The organism is Roseivirga sp. UBA1976, assembly GCF_002336325.1.
Taxonomy (GTDB): domain Bacteria; phylum Bacteroidota; class Bacteroidia; order Cytophagales; family Cyclobacteriaceae; genus Roseivirga; species Roseivirga thermotolerans.
Window position 1 is genome coordinate 1 of record NZ_DDDQ01000039.1, and the last position, 18,770, is coordinate 18,770.

19 protein-coding genes are annotated in these 18,770 nt (G+C 42.7%); 11 read left to right on the forward strand and 8 right to left on the reverse strand.

Going from position 1 to position 18,770, the window contains the following annotated elements; translation table 11 throughout:
• Positions 1–142: 142 nt before the first annotated feature.
• From rplS to B3763_RS03585, 5 genes are all read left to right on the forward strand, one after another.
• The gene (rplS, locus tag B3763_RS03565) at positions 143–496 is read left to right on the forward strand and encodes a 50S ribosomal protein L19 (protein ID WP_189629068.1); all 354 of its coding nucleotides are present in this window, start codon (positions 143–145) and stop codon (positions 494–496) included.
• A gap of 142 nt (positions 497–638) precedes the next feature.
• Positions 639–1,412 carry a diaminopimelate epimerase gene (gene dapF / locus B3763_RS03570; RefSeq protein WP_189629069.1) on the forward strand — a complete coding sequence of 258 codons (774 nt, stop codon included), beginning with the start codon at positions 639–641 and terminating at the stop codon, positions 1,410–1,412.
• A gap of 64 nt (positions 1,413–1,476) precedes the next feature.
• The gene (gene secA / locus B3763_RS03575) at positions 1,477–4,827 is read left to right on the forward strand and encodes a preprotein translocase subunit SecA (RefSeq protein WP_286743772.1); all 3,351 of its coding nucleotides are present in this window, start codon (positions 1,477–1,479) and stop codon (positions 4,825–4,827) included.
• Positions 4,820–5,344: a hypothetical protein gene (locus B3763_RS03580; RefSeq protein ID WP_286743774.1), complete on the forward strand. Its 525-nt coding sequence runs from the start codon at positions 4,820–4,822 to the stop codon at positions 5,342–5,344. Before secA ends, B3763_RS03580 begins: the two co-directional genes overlap by 8 nt.
• Positions 5,337–6,533, forward strand: a complete 1,197-nt coding sequence (locus B3763_RS03585) for a M20 metallopeptidase family protein (protein ID WP_286743776.1) — start codon at positions 5,337–5,339, stop codon at positions 6,531–6,533. The genes B3763_RS03580 and B3763_RS03585 overlap by 8 nt, the downstream gene beginning before the upstream one ends.
• Here B3763_RS03585 and B3763_RS03590 read toward each other — a convergent pair.
• Positions 6,516–7,517: a hypothetical protein gene (locus B3763_RS03590; protein WP_189629073.1), complete on the reverse strand. Its 1,002-nt coding sequence runs from the start codon at positions 7,515–7,517 to the stop codon at positions 6,516–6,518. The two genes, B3763_RS03585 and B3763_RS03590, sit on opposite strands and share 18 nt — an antisense overlap.
• Before the next feature lie 289 nt (positions 7,518–7,806).
• On the opposite strand from B3763_RS03590, the gene B3763_RS03595 reads away from it, so the two are divergent.
• Genes B3763_RS03595 through B3763_RS03610 form a run of 4 tightly spaced genes read left to right on the forward strand, consistent with a single transcriptional unit; the run spans position 7,807 to position 10,899 of the window.
• Positions 7,807–9,378 carry a Na/Pi symporter gene (locus tag B3763_RS03595; RefSeq protein ID WP_286743779.1) on the forward strand — a complete coding sequence of 524 codons (1,572 nt, stop codon included), beginning with the start codon at positions 7,807–7,809 and terminating at the stop codon, positions 9,376–9,378.
• A gap of 40 nt (positions 9,379–9,418) precedes the next feature.
• Positions 9,419–9,775 carry a phage holin family protein gene (locus B3763_RS03600; RefSeq protein ID WP_286743781.1) on the forward strand — a complete coding sequence of 119 codons (357 nt, stop codon included), beginning with the start codon at positions 9,419–9,421 and terminating at the stop codon, positions 9,773–9,775.
• The gene (locus B3763_RS03605) at positions 9,765–10,154 is read left to right on the forward strand and encodes a hypothetical protein (protein ID WP_286743783.1); all 390 of its coding nucleotides are present in this window, start codon (positions 9,765–9,767) and stop codon (positions 10,152–10,154) included. Before B3763_RS03600 ends, B3763_RS03605 begins: the two co-directional genes overlap by 11 nt.
• Entirely contained in the window at positions 10,132–10,899 is a 768-nt protein-coding gene (locus tag B3763_RS03610; RefSeq protein ID WP_308440958.1) for a geranylgeranylglyceryl/heptaprenylglyceryl phosphate synthase, read from the forward strand. Before B3763_RS03605 ends, B3763_RS03610 begins: the two co-directional genes overlap by 23 nt.
• Here B3763_RS03610 and B3763_RS03615 read toward each other — a convergent pair.
• The 7 genes from B3763_RS03615 to panC form a co-directional block, all read right to left on the reverse strand.
• Positions 10,885–11,808 carry a helix-turn-helix domain-containing protein gene (locus tag B3763_RS03615; protein ID WP_189629078.1) on the reverse strand — a complete coding sequence of 308 codons (924 nt, stop codon included), beginning with the start codon at positions 11,806–11,808 and terminating at the stop codon, positions 10,885–10,887. The genes B3763_RS03610 and B3763_RS03615 overlap by 15 nt on opposite strands.
• A gap of 134 nt (positions 11,809–11,942) precedes the next feature.
• Positions 11,943–13,082, reverse strand: coding sequence for an acyl-CoA dehydrogenase (locus B3763_RS03620; RefSeq protein ID WP_189629079.1), 1,140 nt, complete (start codon positions 13,080–13,082; stop codon positions 11,943–11,945).
• A gap of 56 nt (positions 13,083–13,138) precedes the next feature.
• Positions 13,139–13,834, reverse strand: a complete 696-nt coding sequence (locus tag B3763_RS03625) for a zinc metallopeptidase (protein WP_286743787.1) — start codon at positions 13,832–13,834, stop codon at positions 13,139–13,141.
• Between the two features lies 1 nt (position 13,835).
• The gene (gene rfaE2, locus B3763_RS03630) at positions 13,836–14,279 is read right to left on the reverse strand and encodes a D-glycero-beta-D-manno-heptose 1-phosphate adenylyltransferase (RefSeq protein ID WP_189629081.1); all 444 of its coding nucleotides are present in this window, start codon (positions 14,277–14,279) and stop codon (positions 13,836–13,838) included.
• A gap of 32 nt (positions 14,280–14,311) precedes the next feature.
• Positions 14,312–15,304 (reverse strand): lysylphosphatidylglycerol synthase transmembrane domain-containing protein, encoded by a 993-nt coding sequence (locus B3763_RS03635; RefSeq protein WP_286743790.1) that lies wholly within the window; start codon positions 15,302–15,304, stop codon positions 14,312–14,314.
• A gap of 5 nt (positions 15,305–15,309) precedes the next feature.
• Complete coding sequence (panD, locus tag B3763_RS03640; RefSeq protein WP_189629083.1) at positions 15,310–15,657, reverse strand: aspartate 1-decarboxylase; 348 nt, start codon at positions 15,655–15,657, stop codon at positions 15,310–15,312.
• 27 nt (positions 15,658–15,684) lie between these two features.
• Positions 15,685–16,530: a pantoate--beta-alanine ligase gene (gene panC / locus B3763_RS03645; protein ID WP_286743792.1), complete on the reverse strand. Its 846-nt coding sequence runs from the start codon at positions 16,528–16,530 to the stop codon at positions 15,685–15,687.
• A 136-nt stretch (positions 16,531–16,666) separates the two neighbouring features.
• Between panC and B3763_RS03650 the strand changes: the two genes are divergently transcribed.
• Together B3763_RS03650 and B3763_RS03655 are read left to right on the forward strand one after the other, a co-directional pair.
• Positions 16,667–17,479, forward strand: coding sequence for a glycogen/starch synthase (locus B3763_RS03650; protein ID WP_189629085.1), 813 nt, complete (start codon positions 16,667–16,669; stop codon positions 17,477–17,479).
• On the forward strand, positions 17,472–18,764 hold the full coding sequence (locus B3763_RS03655; protein ID WP_286743795.1) for a DUF4270 family protein: 1,293 nt from the start codon (positions 17,472–17,474) through the stop codon (positions 18,762–18,764). The genes B3763_RS03650 and B3763_RS03655 overlap by 8 nt, the downstream gene beginning before the upstream one ends.
• Positions 18,765–18,770: the final 6 nt, after the last annotated feature.

Sequence of the window (18,770 nt, forward strand, 5' to 3'; positions counted from 1 at the left end):
GCTCAAAAAGCCCTAGAAAGAACCCAGGCAAGAAGGCCTGATTTATTGAATGAATAAATTTTCCCGTAAAAGGCAGATTATCAAAAACTAATCTCTATATTTGCAGTCCGTTTTGCGGGAAGAGCTTTTAGACGAAGAAATCATGAGCGATCTTATCAAACTTATAGAGGAAGAAAACAACGAGAGAAGAGCTGAATTCCCTTCTTTCGATGCTGGTGATACTATCAATGTACACGTTAAAATTAAAGAAGGAAACAAGGAGAGAATCCAGCAGTTCCAAGGTACTGTTATACAAAGAAAGAATCCCGGAACCAACGGTGAGACTTTCACTGTAAGAAAGGTATCTGGAGGTGTAGGTGTTGAGCGAATCTTCCCTATCCTTTCTCCAAACATCGACAAAATCGAAGTATTGAGAAGAGGTAAAGTAAGAAGAGCGAGATTGTTCTACTTAAGAGGACGTCAGGGTAAAGCAGCAAGAATTAAAGAAAAGCTGTAAATCACCATTAAAGAATATAGAGAAGCCCCTTTTAGGGGCTTTTTTTATGCCCTTTTAAGTAGGTCTTTGCAATTGAGAGCGTCATTTTGTCACTATTCCAAAAAAGGCTCGTTAATTGCAGAATAGTGCGAAATCTTCAATAATGGCATTGATTGAATTTTATAAATACCAGGGTACAGGCAACGATTTTGTTATGATTGATAATCGGAAGCTGACCTTCGACAAGCAAAACCTTAAAACCGTAGCTAAACTGTGCGACAGGCGCTTTGGAATTGGAGCCGATGGATTGATTCTTATTGAAACATCTACATCAGCAGACTTTGAGATGGTCTATTTTAACTCCGATGGAAGTCAGTCGCTCTGTGGAAATGGGAGTCGTTGTGCGGTAATGTTTGCCAGGTTTCTGGGTATTATCAATAATGAAACCACCTTTTTAGCCATAGATGGAGAGCACTATGCCAAAATTGAAGATCAAATAGTGCACCTTAAGATGCACGATGTGTCAGACTACGAATTAATCGGAACCGATTACCTGATAGACACCGGCTCGCCACATTACATACGTTTTGTAGAAGATACAGACCGCATAGACCCTGTGGTGGAAGGTAGGAAAGTTCGTTATTCCGATCGCTTTTCAGAAAAAGGAGTGAACGTTAACTTCCTGCAACAGGTGAATAACAACACACTGAAAATACGAACCTATGAGCGGGGAGTGGAAAACGAAACCTTGAGCTGTGGGACCGGCTGTACCGCGGCTGCCTTGTCACTGGCGCTTAAACAACCGGTAAACTCAGTGAATTTGCTGGCCATGGGAGGGCAACTCAATGTTTCGTTCAACCGGCATGACAGTGGTTTTACCGATATCTTTTTAAGTGGGCCGGCACAACATGTTTTCAGAGGTCAAATTCAGGTCTAAAGAAATAAATCAGACCTTCATAATTTATGCGCAAGCAACTAACTTTAGCAGATAATTTTAAGATATGAGTATTCTTACAAAAGGGTTAGCCAAGCTTTTCGGAAGCAAGTCAGATAGGGATATAAAGGAAGTGACCCCTTATGTTGAAGAAATCAACAAAATATATACTTCACTCGCAGGTTTATCGGACGATGAGCTAAGAGGAAAAACGGAAGAACTTAAAACACGAATCGCCACCGACCTGAAGTCTATAGATGACCAGATTGCTGAGCTGCATGACAAAATTCAGAATCAACCAGATCTGGATATTCAGGAAAAGGAAGCCACCTTCGAAGCCATCGATAAACTGGAAGAAGATCGCAATGAGGCTCTGGAGAAAACCCTCATGACTATTTTGCCTGAGGCCTTTGCCATAGTTAAAGAAACAGCCAGAAGGTTCAAAGAAAACGGACAGCTACAGGTAACCGCTACTTTGTGGGACAGGCAACTTGCCGCAAAGGGTGATCATATTGTCATTGATGGCGATAAGGCCACCTGGAAGAACGAATGGATGGCAGCAGGTAGCCGTGTGAAATGGGAAATGCTTCATTATGATGTGCAGCTAATTGGAGGAATAGTATTGCATCAGGGTAAAATTGCCGAAATGGCCACAGGTGAGGGTAAAACCCTGGTAGCAACACTGCCTGCCTACCTGAATGCTTTGGCTGGTCGTGGAGTTCATGTGGTAACCGTAAACGATTACCTGGCCAAGCGAGACTCAGAGTGGATGGCTCCTCTCTTTCAGTTCCATGGCCTGAGCATAGACTGTATAGACAAACACCAGCCTAATTCACAGGAGAGAAGAGAGGCTTATCGATGCGACATTACCTACGGAACCAACAATGAATTTGGCTTCGATTACTTGCGCGATAACATGGCCAGAGAGTCTACTGAACTGGTTCAACGCAAGCATCATTTCGCTATGGTCGATGAGGTTGATTCCGTTTTGATAGATGAAGCCCGTACACCACTTATTATTTCAGGCCCCGTTCCAAGAGGTGATGAGCACGAATTTTATGATTTAAAACCTCGTATTCAGAAACTGGTAGATGCCCAGAGAAAACTATGTAGTCAATACCTCAACGATGCCAAGAAGCTCATAGGAGAGGGTAATGAACAAGAAGGTGGACTGGCACTATTCAGGGCCTATAGAGGACTGCCTAAATACAAGCCGCTAATCAAGTACTTGAGTGAAACCGGGGTAAAGGCCATTTTGCAGAAGACAGAAAACTTTTATCTGCAAGACAACCAGAAGAACATGCCTCAGGCCGATGAGCCTCTATTCTTTACCATCGATGAGAAGAGCAATGCAGTAAATCTCACCGAAAGAGGAACAGAATTGATTACCGGAGAAGGTGAAGATCCGAACTTCTTTATACTCACCGATATTGGTGATGTAGTGGCTCAGTTGGAGAAAAGTGAAGGTCTGACTGATGAAGAAAAGCTCAAAAAGAAAGATGAGGCCATAAAAGACTATAGTGTAAAAGCGCAGCGTATACATACTGTAAACCAGTTGCTCAAGGCCTATACCATGTTTGAACGCGATACCGAGTACATTGTGGTAGACAACAAGGTAAAAATTGTTGACGAGCAAACCGGTAGGGTAATGGAAGGCCGAAGATACTCCGATGGTCTCCACCAGGCCATAGAGGCTAAAGAGAATGTAAAGGTTGAAGATGCCACGCAAACCTACGCAACCATTACACTTCAGAACTACTTCCGTATGTACCACAAATTGGCTGGTATGACGGGTACTGCCGAAACAGAAGCCGGTGAGTTTTGGGAAATATACAAGCTCGATACGGTGGTAATTCCAACCAACCGCCCTATACAGAGAGACGATCGACAAGACAAAGTATACAAGACCGTACGCGAAAAATTCAATGCAGTAGTCGATGAAATTGTGGAGCTTACCGAACAAGGCAGGCCTGTGTTGGTCGGTACAACTTCGGTAGAAATTTCGGAGATACTGAGCCGAATGCTCAATCTCAAGAAAATTCAGCATCAGGTGCTCAATGCTAAGCAACACGCGCGCGAAGCCGATATTGTTGCCGAGGCAGGTAAACCGGGTACTGTAACAATAGCCACCAACATGGCGGGTAGAGGTACCGACATTAAGTTGCATCCAGACTCTAAGGCCGCGGGAGGTTTGGCCATTATTGGTACCGAACGCCATGAATCGCGAAGGGTAGACCGACAGCTTCGGGGTAGAGCCGGTAGACAAGGAGACCCCGGGTCTTCACAGTTCTTTGTCTCGCTCGAAGACAACCTGATGAGACTCTTTGGTTCAGACCGGGTGGCAAAGCTAATGGACCGTATGGGGCTCAAAGAGGGTGAAATGATTCAACACTCTATGATTACCAAGTCTATTGAAAGAGCTCAAAAGAAGGTTGAAGAAAACAACTTTGGTATTCGAAAAAGACTGCTGGAGTATGACGATGTAATGAATCAGCAACGCACGGTAATCTACGACAGACGTAGAAATGCCCTGCAAGGTGAGAGGCTTCAGCTCGACATCATGAACATGATGTATGATACCTGCGAGGAAATTGTAAATAACAGTAACCCCGCCTCAGATTACGATGCCTTTAAGCTCAACTGCATTAGCATTTTGGGGCTAGACACAAAAATTTCTGAAGATCAGTTTACAACCACCGGCCAAAACAATCTGGTGAATGACCTTTATGAAGAAGCTTATTCGGCCTATCAGGCTAAGAATAAGCTAATAGCTGAGCGAACACTGCCGTTGATGAAACACATTCAAAAGGAGCGCGGTGCAACCGTAACCAACATTCTCTTACCGTTTACTGACGGAAAGAGACAAATTGGTGTGGCTGTCAATCTGGAGAAGACCATTGAATCGAATAATGCAGAGCTCATTAGAGCCATGGAAAAATCCATTACCCTTGGTGTAATCGACCTTACCTGGAAGGAACACTTAAGGGATATGGACGACCTGAAGCAATCGGTACAAAATGCAGTGTACGAGCAAAAAGATCCACTGTTAATCTATAAGTTCGAGGCCTTTGAGATGTTCAAAGCCTTCCTGACCAAAGTGAACGAAGAGACTATATCATTCCTTACCAAGTCTTTCATTCCGAGCGAAGACCCCAATAGGGTTCAAGAGGCTCGTTCGTCCAGAAGAGAAAACTACAACGAATCCAAAGAAGAGTCGAAAAGTGCGCTGGCCGGAAGACAAGATACGCGCAACCGACCTCCTGCTGAAAAAGTGGCGCCTATAAAGTCTGAAAAGATTTATGGAAGAAACGACAGGGTTTCGGTGCAGTACGCAGACGGTACTGTAAAAAAAGACGTTAAATTCAAGGTAGTAGAGGAAGATATTAAGAACAATAAATGTGTTGTGCTCGATGAATAAGCCATTAAAGAACCTTGCGCTGTGCCTGACTTTGGGCTGGGTGTGTTGGGCTTGTAGCCCACAAACAGTACCACAACAAGCCAGCGTAATTGACTATTCGTACGAAGACGACATCACCAAGTATCGGCCTTTGTTTGAGCCGGAACAAACAAAGGAGAAGGTGAGCAATGAGGTTCAGTCCAATAGCCCCATGCGTGTTTCTTTCGATGTTTCAGACAAATTGAATGCAGTTATCGACAGCATGGTGGCCAGGAATGACAGCCTTGGAGTAATTAGTGGCTATACTGTGCTGGTTTATTCAGGTAACGATGAACTACAGGCAGGTCGAATAAGAAACCGCTTGTTCGATTTGGTGCCGGAACACGAAGCCAGGTTTAGCTACAAGCTTCCCACCTACTTTGTCAAGGTAGGACAGTTCTATCAGCAAATAGAAGCTCAGGCTCTCTACAGAAAGATTAGAAGCTACTATCCTACGGCCTCTATAGTACCCGATAAATTCCCAATAAAGAATGATTGATCAGCAAAAGGTAAAAGCGCTGGCGCAAGCCTTTGCTGCCGAAACGATTGATATTAGGAGACATATTCATGCCAATCCGGAGTTGTCGTACGAAGAATTCGAAACCGCTAAGTATGTAACCTCGCGCCTTCAAGAATGGGGAATAGCCTATAAAGAAGGTGTGGCAGGCACCGGAGTAGTTGGGCTTATCTATGGTAAAAATCCGGAAAAGTGTACAGTGGCCCTTAGAGGCGATATGGATGCTTTGCCAATCACAGAGACTAATGAGGTATCCTATAAGTCTAAGAATGAGGGAATAATGCATGCCTGTGGGCACGATGTCCATACCGCCTGCTTACTTGGGGCTGCCAGAATACTTCAGGAGTTGCGCCATAGCTTTGAAGGTACAGTTAAACTTGTTTTTCAGCCGGGAGAAGAGAAAAACCCTGGTGGCGCTTCTTTAATGATCAAAGAAGGAGTGTTAGAAAACCCAAACCCTCAGGCCATGTTTGGCCAGCATGTGATGCCATTTATACCTACAGGTAAAGTGGGTTTCAGAGAAGGAAAGTACATGGCCAGTGCCGATGAGATTTACCTGACCGTGAAAGGAAAAGGAGGGCACGCGGCTCTTCCGGAGCGTTCAGTAGACCCTATTGTTATTGCTGCACAGATAATTACCGCAATGCAACAAGTGGTTAGCCGAAGTGCAGACCCCAAAACACCCACAGTGCTCACTTTCGGAACCATACATGGAGGCCATGCTCAAAATATTATTCCTGATGAGGTGAAATTATCAGGCACTTTTAGAGCCCTTGATGAGGAATGGAGGTTTAAAGCGCATGAGCTTATTACCAACATTGCTCAGGGTATAGCCACTGGTCTTGGCGGAAGTTGCGATGTTCACATTGATGTAGGCTATCCGTATCTCTGCAACGATGAAGCTACCACTCAACTGGCTCGAAGAGCAGCTGAAGATTATCTGGGAGAAGAAAATGTGGTCGATCTGGATTTATGGCTTGGAGCCGAAGATTTTGCCTACTACAGTCACCAGGTACCATCTTGCTTTTACCGGCTGGGTACGGGCAATGAAGACAAAGGAACTACCAAGGGTGTTCATACCCCCAACTTTAATATCGATGAAGACGCCATTGAAGTTGGAATAGGTCTTATGGCCTGGATTGCCCTTAATCGGTTAAACACCAACGGTTAAGAACCTGAGCAAGAAAACCAAACCAACACTTACTGCCAGACCAAAGAATACTTTACCTAGGTCTTTGCCCAAATCTTTGAGAGTATCGTTAGAAACGGCTCCGTAAGCAAAATACTTGATACCTATTTCTCTACCTGCCAATAAGCCTAAGAATACCCAGGTGGTACTCATTGGAATGTTGTTCAGCTCTTTAAAAAACAGGAGTATCAGCGCATAAGAAAAGTCTATGATGGTGGCCGATCTGATATCCATTGTGTTGGTTTTTGACTTCACAATGCGTTGTATGGCGCCACCTTTGGAATAGAATATATAGGCCAGTAGTACCAGAAAAATACCCAGAGAGAAAATGAGATTGGCCGAAGATACCTGCCGTGGCAGGTACACATATATATTGGCGAAGTCTTGAATAAGCCACTGCGACCACAAAAATCCGGTAGAAAGCCATTGAAGAACCGTCCAAAGTTTAATCTGCTTCTTTGAAGCCGGGTTTTCTATAAAGTGCTTTTCCAGCCTTTTAGCAATGGCCAGGTAAATAAGTATTGCCACGCCAAAAGCTACTAAATAGCCCGACATGGATTTGTATACCATGTCTTCCAGATTCTTAGGGTTAAAGAAGGTAAGAATTAGAAAAGAAGTACTAACCGGTATACCATATCGAGTAATAATGAGCAGTACAATTGGTGGCAAAAGATAAGGCCATCCGAAGTTGACAATATCGGCCGGATTTTTATATACCGGATTACTAAAACTGTGACTATCGGGATCTCCTATTAGACGGCCGTAACTCACATCGCCACCATTAATAAACCAGCCGTAGACCAAAACCACACCTAGAATGGAAGCTGCGAAAATCCATAAAACCCACCACTTTCTGTGTTCATTAGAAGAAAGAAAAGTACCGAGTGTTTGAATTACGTCATTGCCGATTACAGAGTATGCTGACAATACAAAACCAACATACATTACTATTTCGAGCTGGGACATTGTGGAGGGACTTCTGAATTAAATGTTGTTAAGCATTCAAATGAAGCACAAAGCTAAAACTTCTTTTTACATAATCGGAAAACCGAGCCATGTACTATTGGTTGACTGTCAAGGAATTATGACATAATATTTTCATAAGTTCCACAAAATCAATTAGATACACTATTAACAATTTTTTCACTATTCTGCGAATTGTTAACATAGCCTTTACATGACGGGGTCGTTAACCGAGGGCGATTGATCTATTTTTGCAGGATATTTTAGGACAGGTATACGCAGACCAGCCTCAATGAGCCAGGATTTAGAAAAAAATAGCATCAACAAACCCATAGAGTGGGCAAAAACGAGCTTGTTGTTCGTTTTGGCCATTTTATTGTTTTTGCTGGCCATCGATATGGTAGGCGAGTCTGTGACTATGCTAGGTCAGGAAACAGCAAAATCCATTCTTTTAGCAACATCCAACCCGTTTATTGGTCTCTTCATTGGCCTGTTGGCTACTGCACTCATTCAAAGTAGTTCAACAGTTACATCAATGACAGTGGCCGTAGTGGCTTCGGGCTATTTAACTCTCGGTAATGCCATACCCGTGGTTATGGGAGCCAATGTAGGTACCACCTTAACTAGCACCTTGGTTTCTCTGGGGTTCATTACCAAAAGAAATCAGTTTAGGAAGGCCATTTCGGCAGGAACTATTCACGACTTCTTCAATATCATAACCGTGCTGATAGTATTCCCCCTGGAGTACTACTATGGTACACTTAGTTATCTGGCCCAACAGTTAACTGCGTTGGTAGATGAGTCTACTATGGGCTTCGATCTGTTTCAGGGTAGCAAGGGCTTAGGTTTGTCCAGAATAAGCCAGTGGTTGGTAGAAGCACTGCCTCAAAATTTTATTACCCTATTGTTGGCGCTGGCCCTTCTTTTCGCATCCATAAAGTTTCTTTCTACCATTATTTACAAAAGGCTCATTGGTAGCTCCAAAGACCGGATGAGAAAGTACGTTTTCGCCAATCCCTATAAGTCTTTTGGTTGGGGGGTGCTCATTACAGGAGGAGTTCAGTCAAGCTCCATTACCACCTCTTTGATGGTGCCTATGGTAGCCTCGGGAAAAGTGATGCTTCACAATGCTTTTCCTTTTATAATGGGAGCAAATATTGGTACAACTATTACCGCACTTTTGGCAGCATTTAATAAATCGGATGCCGCCATTAGCCTGGCTTTCGTTCATATTTTGTTCAACCTTATAGGTGTGTTGGTGTTTTTGCCATTTCCTGCACTTAGGAATATACCCGTAATGTTGGCCAGCCGCTTTGGTGCTCTAACCCTTGATTCCAGGATTATCGGTTTCTCCTATATTCTCTTTACCTTTTTCCTAATGCCTTTTACCCTTATTTACTTAAACAAAGGGCATGTGACAGAGCGTACCTATTTGTTTGAGAACCTTACGGCCCACGGAGAAAGTAGTCTTACCACCATTAAAGTTCGAAGAGAGGTTGCCGAAAATAAGCTGGACTATTATATATATAAAGGTACCCTGCCGGATGATGGTGTTTTGCCCGATACCATATTTATGATTAGAGAGCGGCACAATAGGTTTGCCACGGTAGATCAGGTATGTACCTATAAAAATGCTACCCTTCAGTTTAATAAGGATCATAAGATTATAAGCCTTAATGATACCTCCACTTATAGGACTGAGAGCCTGAAGCTTGAACATCTCAATTATATTAAAGTACAATTAGGAGATGGGCTAATCGGACATTATTGGTTCGATTTAGATCAGAAGATTGCCGTGAAATCTGAGGTGGTAAAGTCGAATGGTGAGTTGCTGAAATCGTCAAAGTTAATTTCGATACAATAATTAGCCTGCTTCTTTTTATCTTGCCATAAACAAACTAGGCTTGAAAATCTTTGATTTTAATAGACTGTCCGAAACTCTGGGGGCGTATGTTGAAACGCGCATTGAGTTGCTCAAGCTCGATATGAAGGAAGAGTTGGGCAAAGGTATAGCCAAAACTCTTACCTGGGCTTTTGTTCTGCTCTGTGTGCTGGCAGCCATATTCTTTGGCTCCTTAGGCCTTTCTGTATGGATCAACCAGCTTTTAGAAAGTAGTTACACCGGCTTCTTGTTGGTTGGCGCGTTCTATACAGTTTTGGCTTTAACGACTTATACATTACGAGCCAAAATTGAACATAGATTTCTAAGTAAATTCAAGGAAGTTGAAGAGATAGACTCACCAGACGAAAATGAGCAATAAACAAGAGTTAACAGCAAGAAGTAAGGAGTTGAAAGATGCTATCGATGAGCAAATTAACACCTTTAAAGATCGTGTTGAAAAATACGGTAAGGTTGGTCTGTGGATAGGCGGAGGCTTGGTGGCCGTTTATTTATTGTCTAAAATTTTCGATTCGGAAGATGAACAGGAAGAGGCAGAAGTGGAGCCTGAAAGCAGAGAGGTGCTACTGGTAGAGAAGGTACCAAAGTCCAAAGCGCTGGTGCCTGAATCAAAGTCTAATTTTCTTTCTGACACCATAAAGGAACAAGCCATTATTTTTTTATTGGGCTTGGCTGCAGAACAACTTAGATCGTTTTTGAAAAACATTAATGCGAAAGATGCAGAAGAAGATTTTGAATGATATTACCCAGCGTAAAAGCAAGTCTTCTAAAGCATTGGCCGTGCTCATAGATCCAGATGATGTAGTGGAGGAGTCGGCTTTGATACAATGCCTTAATCGCTGCATTGAAAACGCTGTAGACTATATATTCGTAGGAGGTAGCCTGGTAAACTCCAACGATATTCATGAGGTAGTCGGCTTTATTAAGTCTTATACCCAAATTCCATGTGTGTTATTTCCGGGTAACGCCATTCAAATTGCGCCAGAGGCCGATGCAATTCTTTTTTTGTCTCTTATTTCAGGAAGAAACCCCGAGCTGCTAATAGGTCAGCATGTAGTGGCGGCACCCGTACTTAAACGCAGCAATCTCGAAATTATACCAACAGGCTATATGCTCGTTAATTCTGGCAAAGCCACCAGTGCCTCTTACATGAGTAACTCTCAGCCCCTACCGAATGATAAGCCGGGATTGGCGGCCAGTACAGCTCTGGCTGGTGAAATGCTGGGGATGAAGCTTATGTACCTCGATGCCGGAAGCGGAGCAGATGAGCCAATCGATCAAAAAATAATAAGAGCCGTTCGCAACAACGTGTCAGTTCCCGTGATTGTTGGAGGTGGTCTTAACTCAAGGCAAAAGATTAAAAGAGCTTTTGAAGCCGGGGCCGACTTGGTGGTTATAGGCAATGGAGTACAAAAAAACCTCGATCTGATGACCGAGGCTTGTGAAGTTGTTCAGATGTTTAACGAGGCCTTAAACGTTAATTAGGCTCTCTCTTCTACGCATTTTACCTGCAGGTATTCCAAACATCATTTTAAATCTTCTACAGAAATAAGCGGTGTCTTTATAGCCAACTTCTTTACCAATATCTCGAATGCTCTTCTTGGTAGTCCGCAATAGATCTACGGCAGCTTCCATACGTTGGTACTCAATGTAATCTTGAGGGTTAATGCCCGTAAGCATTTTAAAGTACTGACCTACATAGTCTTCCGACACATTGGCAACACGCGCTAAAACTTTATTTGAAAGATCGCCTCCCAGGTTTTCTTTAATGTAGCTGAATATATCGATGAGCCTAGGATCTTTGAAGTACGTACTGTTGGTTACCAATTGCTCAACAAATAAGCGATTGTCTAGTATGTAGCGAATAATTTCTACCACCAAGTATTCCGTATTAACCTTAATGATACGGTTTTTACCGGGTTTCACCGAGTTGTCCTCATTAATGATCAGGCGAATAAGGTCAGCGATAAGGCTTGAGTTCTTGATAGCAAAAGGAGTGATGTTCAATGAAGAAAAGAAATTCACCGAGTCAAAAACTTTTGCCTCAAACATCACCTGGCTAAATCCATCAACATCGTAGTCGTTGATGTCAGATTCAGAAGCATTCTGCAAATACTTCTTTTTGTTAGAAATAAATTCGTCATTGTTGATGGCGGGAGCAGTTGAAGAACCAAACGAAATGTTTAGCGATTTGCCTCCCGGAATAAATAGCATGTCTCCTTCAGACACCTTTTCCTGATCTGGTCCAAAGTAGATATCGCCATTGTTCACAACGATAATTGTGTTTTCTACATCGTAGAAATTGTTAATGGTAACAGCCTTAGCAATTTTGATGTTTCGACTTTTAATGTAACGAACACCCAGCGATTCAATAATCTTGTTGTAGTCTTCCATGGTCTCTTAGTATGAATTAAAAAGCTATAGATTGAGTCTGCTATAAAAATAGGCTGTTATTGAACAATTTCAAAAAAAAATGACCATTGGAAAGAATCGCTATTCCAATGGTCATATTAATTGAATAATTTCAATTATTTAAGTAATTCTCTTGAGATTACGATTTTCTGAATTTCTGAAGTGCCTTCGTATATCTGTGTGATTTTCGCATCTCTCATCAAACGCTCCACATGATATTCCTTTACATAGCCATAACCACCGTGTACCTGAACAGCTTCTACTGTCACATCCATAGCTACTTTAGAAGCATATAACTTGGCCATGGCACTTGCCTTGGCAAAGTCTTTTTTCTGATCTTTGAGATGGGCTGCTTTTAAGCAAAGCAAACGTGCGGCCTCAATTTCAGTGGCCATGTCGGCCAGCTTAAACTGAATGGCCTGGTGTTGACTAATGGGTTTGCCAAAAGCTTTGCGTTCTTTTGAGTAGGCCAGGGCCAATTCATAAGCACCGGAAGCAATACCAAGGGCTTGTGAGGCAATGCCTATTCTACCTCCATTGAGTGTAGACATGGCAAACTTAAACCCAAAGCCATCTTCTCCAATTCTGTTTTCCTTGGGTACTTTTACATCTGTAAACATAAGTGAGTGCGTGTCAGACCCTCTAATGCCCAGTTTGTCCTCTTTTTTGCCGACCACGAAACCTTCCATTCCTTTTTCAACGATTAAGCAGTTGATTCCTTTGTGGCCCTTTTCTCTATCTGTTTGAGCAATTACAAGGTAGATAGAAGCAGAGTTTCCATTGGTAATCCAGTTTTTGGTACCATTCAGCAGGTAGTAATCTCCTTTATCTTCTGCGGTAGTTCTCTGAGAGGTTGCGTCTGAGCCGGCTTCGGGTTCGGAAAGACAGAAGGCACCAATCTTTTCTCCGGAAGCTAAGGGCTTCAGATACTTTTGTTTTTGTTCTTCTGTACCAAACTTTTCTAAACCCCAACAAACAAGGCTGTTGTTTACAGACATGCAAACGCTGGCAGAGGCATCTATTTTTGAAATTTCTTCCATGGCAAGCACGTAAGAAATGGTGTCCATGCCACCCCCGCCATATTTTGGGTCAACCATCATTCCCATAAAGCCGAGCTCGCCCATTTTCTTTACTTGCTCGGCTGGGAATTGTTGTTTTTCATCTCGTTCGATTACCCCAGGAAGTAACTCATTCTGAGCAAATTCTCTGGCGGCATCTCTTACTGCTAAGTGTTCTTCTGTTAATTCGAAATTCATAGGTAATGCCTTAACTAACGTTTGTTAGGCAAAGTTATATAAATGTCTAATATATGCTAGTCTCTACCCAAGAATAGGCTTACGTAGTAAAGCAACATAGCCAGAGAGCTCAGCGCGGCTACCACGTAGGTTCTGGCTGCTGCATTGAGCGCGTCTTCAGCCATGCCGTGTTCCTGACCGGTAGTAATATTCCGCTCTTCTACCCAGGCCAAGGCCCTTTTTGTGGCATCATATTCTACAGGTAAGGTAATGAAGGCGAAAAGCGTAAAGATGGTATATGCCCCAATAATAATAGGCAAAGCAGCATCAAACGTAATAATATTAGGTAGCATGAACGAACCGAATATGAGAGCAAAGAAAAGAAAGTTTATTACCCTACCACTTGCGTTTTGAAGCGGAACAAGAGCAGATCTCATTTCTAATGGTCTGTAAGCGGTTGCATGCTGAATGGCATGACCACACTCGTGAGCTGCTACTGCCGCGGCCATAACGGAGCGGCCACTATACACTTCAGGGCTTAGGTTTACGGTTTTGTCTACCGGGTTGTAATGGTCTGTAAGCTTTCCTTGTACAGAAACTACGCTCACATCGTGAATATTATTATCTCGTAGCATCAGTTCGGCTACTTCTTTACCAGAAAGGCCAATTTGAAGGCCAACCTTGGAATACTTGTTAAACTTTCGCTTAAGAGATTGCTGAACCACCAGGCTCACAATCATAATTGCAATAATCAGGATCCAATAAAGTGCCATATTATTTGTCTTTTATTTTTTCAATAATGTTAGTGGTAGAATAGCCGCTGACCAAATCGATGGTTTCAACTTTTCCACCATGCTTTAAAACGATATCTGCACCTACAATAGTTTCAATAGAGTAGTCGCTTCCTTTCACTAATATATCTGGTATCAGTTGCTCAATCAGTTGTTTTGGTGTGTCTTCTGAGAAAACCGTTACGCCATCGACAAACGACAGGGCTGCCAACATGCGTGAGCGTGCATTTTCCGGGTTAACAGGTCTGTTTTCGCCCTTGAGTTTTCTCACTGAGTTGTCTGCATTCAGGCCTACTACCAACCGATCGCCCAATTGCCTGGCTTTTTCAAGATAGTCGATATGGCCGAGGTGCAGAATATCAAAGCAGCCATTGGTAAAAACTACCTTCAGGCCTTGGTTTTGCCATTCTAAAACCTGAGCCTTCATTGCATCCTGCGATCTAATTTTCTCAGAGGTACTCACTTTGCTTGATGTTTTTTACTCCTCACATTTACCAATATAAGGCTTGCTGAACCCACCACTAGAACGGTTAGAAGCTGCGAGGTATGCATGATAGTGGCAAATATTATTCCGTCCTTCTGCTCTATGCCATAAAGTACCAATACGCCTGCCACAAACGAATGAAATGCGCCAATTCCGTTAGGAGCAGGCGATGCCATGCCAAAACTACCCATAACAAGTATGGAAAGACCTGCCAAAATGCCAAGTTCTTTGGTGAGTGGCGACCCAAAAGTAATTACATAGAGCATTAAAAAATAGAGCACCCATATTCCAATGGTGGCCAACCAAAAGTTTAGTGGATTTTTAAGGTGTTTGAGACTTAAGATACCCTCCCAAAGCCCTTTAATAAAAGCTTTAACCTTGATCATCAGAGCTAGTTTTTCGCCCCAACGGCTGTAAAAAAGTATATACAGAGAAGAAATTCCGCCTAAACACAGGAGAGCAAGTATCCACCAGTTGGCTGTCAGGCTCAGCTTCAGGCTATTCAGTCCTTCATGGAAATAGTTTTCCAGCAAGTTGTATTGAAAAAGAAAAGTAAAGAGGGTTAATATCAGTAACATGAACAGGTCTATTACCCGTTCGGTAACTACCGTGCCCAATGCGGTGGACACCGGCACGCGGTCGGTACGATGAAGAACACCACAGCGGGTAACCTCTCCGAGTCGGGGGAAAACAGAGTTGGCCAGGTAGCCAATCATAACCGCAAAATAACTGTTAATGAGACTTGTAGGGTGTTCTGTGCTATCGAGCATTCCTTTCCAGCGCCAGGCCCTTAAAAAATGACTGACAACAGATAGCAAGATACTTAGGCCAATCCACCAGAAATTGAATTCCTGAAGGGCTAGTTTAAAGTCGGTAAGGTTTATTTGGCGAAAAAGATACCAAAAGATTACCCCTGTGAGGAGTAGAATGATAACATACCTAACCAGCTCTTTTGAACTTACTTTCAACCGTATTAATTAAGGCTATTGTTTTGGTCTGGAAATATAACTGTTGGCCGGTGATTTTTGGCTTCTTCTTTATCCATTATTCCGTATGAGATAATAATGATTATATCTCCTACCTGTACTTTTCGGGCTGCGGGGCCATTTAAGCATACGGTTCCGCTGTTTCTTTCCCCTTTAATCACATAGGTTTCAAATCGCTCACCGTTATTAACATTTACAATCTGAACCTTTTCATTTTCAATAAGGTCGGCAGCTTCCATTAGGGCTTCGTCCAACGTTATGCTACCCACATAGTGCAACTCTGCCTGAGTAACTTTTGCCCGATGTATTTTAGATTTAAAAACTTCTATCTGCATTTCTTCTCCCCCAAAGCGAGCGCAAAGCTAAGAAATTAACAGTAAGTTGTCTATTAGTCTAACTCCTCCAATTTCTGCAGCAATGCACAGCGCGGTGCTTTGTTTATTTTCTACCTTTTTTAAAGGTTTAAAATCAGCGGTGCTAACCACCTCAAAATACTCGAGTTGTAAACGCCCGGAACTTGCAATTAGTTCTTTGACCTCTTTTTTGGCTTGTTCAATACTATGTTCCTGAAGTAGTAACTGCTGAGCCTTTTGCAGGGCCTGATACAACAGACAGGCTTCTTGCCGGTCTGAACTTGCAAGACGCTCGTTTCTGGATGACATGGCCAACCCTCCCGGCTCTCTTTTGGTGGGTACCATAAACAGATGAACTGGAAAATTAAATTCGCTGATCAGTTTTTGAATAACGAAGTACTGTTGGAGGTCTTTTTGACCAAAAAATGCCTTTTGAGGCTGAACAATGTTAAAAAGCTTGGAAACCACCAGTCCTACACCATCAAAGTGGCCGGGTCTGAACTTGCCTTCTAACTCATTGGCAATGCTGCCAAGCTTAAGGGTCACCTCTGAGCTTTGCGGATACATCTCGTCAGTAGAAGGTGTAAATACGTAGTCACATCCGGCTTCCTCTAACTTGCGAAGGTCGGCTTCCAGAGTTCTTGGGTAGAGGGTCAGGTCTTCGCGGTTGTTAAATTGAGTGGGGTTCACGAATATGGAGGCAACAGTGATGTCTGTTGCCGACTTTGCTTGCTCTATGAGGCTTATGTGGCCGGCATGTAGGGCTCCCATTGTAGGTACAAATCCAATGCTGAATTTGCCTCTTAGAGGTTCAAGAGATTTTCGCAGACTTTTTACGGTAGAACAAACTTTCATGAGCGATTAACCAATATTAACGCGACTTTCAATCATGATTCAAAGCCTTTTTCGTTGATTTGAAGGAATTTTGACCAAAAATCCGTACTTTTGTGCTTCTTTTTAGCAAAGAGGTTTCATTAAATTTCCATTAAATATGTCAAAATTAAGGATTCTTTACGTAGCGAGTGAGATCAACCCTTTTCTCCAAACTTCGGCTGTTGCAGACTTTGTGCGCAAATTACCACAGGCCATGCAAGAGCGAGGTATGGAAATCAGGATTTTGGTTCCGCGCTTCGGTCTCATAAATGAGAGAAAGAACAGACTCCATGAAGTGGTTAGGTTGTCTGGCATTAACATTGCCGTTGGTGATGAGGAGAAGCCCCTGGTAATAAAGGTTGCTTCAATTCCTAATGCGAAACTTCAGGTTTACTTTATTGACAACGAAGATTATTTCCATAGAAAGTCTGTCTTCTTCGATAAGAACGACAACTTCTACAAGGATAATGACGAGAGAGCGATTTTCTTCTGTAAAGGAGTGCTTGAGACAGTAAAAAAACTGGGTTGGACCCCTGACATTGTGCATTGCAATGATTGGATGACCAGCCTAATTCCGCTGTACTTAAAAACTACTTACAAGAACGATCCGCTCTTCCAGGATACGAAAACGGTATTTACCATTTACAATAATTCTTTTGCTCATCAGTTTGACGAAGACTTGTTGGATAAGGTGAAGATGATGGACATCTCCGACAGTATGCTCGAAAACCTAAAGTCGGCCGACTTTGCAGGCTTTATTAAAACCGGGGCACAATATGCCGATGCGGTTATTAAAGCAGAAGAAGAGGTGAGCGAAAGTCTTAATCAACTGCTCGAGGAGATCGAAAAACAGAAAACAGTTAACACCATAGAGAAGGACGATAACTTCTTAGATTCGTACTACAACTTATATAATGAACTTGTTGGCTAAGATTAAAAGTTGCGGGGCTCTGCTTTTGGGCCTCGCAATTTTATATTCTTGTGAGGAGAAGGGAGATTTTGGATTAGCAACAGACGATGTTGCCCCGGTAGAATTTAATACTACCAATGTGGCTATCGAAAGTTCGCTGGTTCAGCTGGACTCAGTAATAACGGCATATCAGGGCCGTTTTTTAGTAGGTAGCCTAAACAACACCTTGTTGGGCAACTATACGGCTACAGGATTTTTGGCCATTAATGGCAGAACAGGGAATATTCCTAGTTTTGACGATGATGCCAAGTACGATTCTGTAAGAATTGAGTTCAAGATCAACTACATGCACGATACCTCATCGACCAACAGAGATCTAGATCTTGAGCTTTTCGACATTACAGAAGAGTTTGAAGACACACTTTACATAGCCTCTAATAGCTTGGAGTATAGTAACCGATTGTTGGCATCGGGTAGTTTTGTTATTGAGGACACTGACTCGGTCTATGCCATGTTGGGTGACGATGCTTGGGGTAATGAACTTTTTAATGGCTTAAAGAACGGAAGCTCAAATTTTGAGAATCAGGAGAACTTTAGCCAGTATTTGCCTGGTATAGCGTTTAGAGCTGCGGCAGACCAAGGCAATGTATTTGGTTTCACGCCAGGGGTAGACTTTAGAATTAGAGTTTATTATAACGAGCCTAATGCTGACAACACAGATGTGGTGAGCAGGTACTTCGAAATGAACGGCTTTAATATGCCCTACTTTTTTAACGTGGCTTACGATAGAAGTGCTACGGAATTTGGTGTGGTAGATCAGACCAATACAGAGTACTCGGGTACAAATAGCCTTGCGGTCCATTCAGGCTCCGGACTGGTTACAAAGCTTAATTTGAATCAATTGGTGTCTTTTAGCGAAATGGTTCAAGGAGCTATAATTAACTCGGCTCACATAGAAATTGGGCCTATAGAAGAACCCTCCAACTTGCAAACACTGCCCAATTCGCTATTGCTCTATTTAACCGATGAGCGTAATACCAGGATTAGAGACGGGTCATCCTACCGCTCTATCCAGCAAGATGGTTCGAGTCAGCTCATTAGTAATTTCCCTGTGTTGCTTCGATACAATAAGGAAACAAAAAAGTACTCTGCCTCTATTACATCGTTTGTTAAAGTCTATTATCAAGACGACTACCGAAGGGATGAATACTTCCTTTACCCTTCAGACATGAACTCTACACTGAGGGGTTTTACTTTTAACAAGGACAACCTGAGCATCAAGATTTTCTATTCTGAGTTGAGGTAAGCCCTC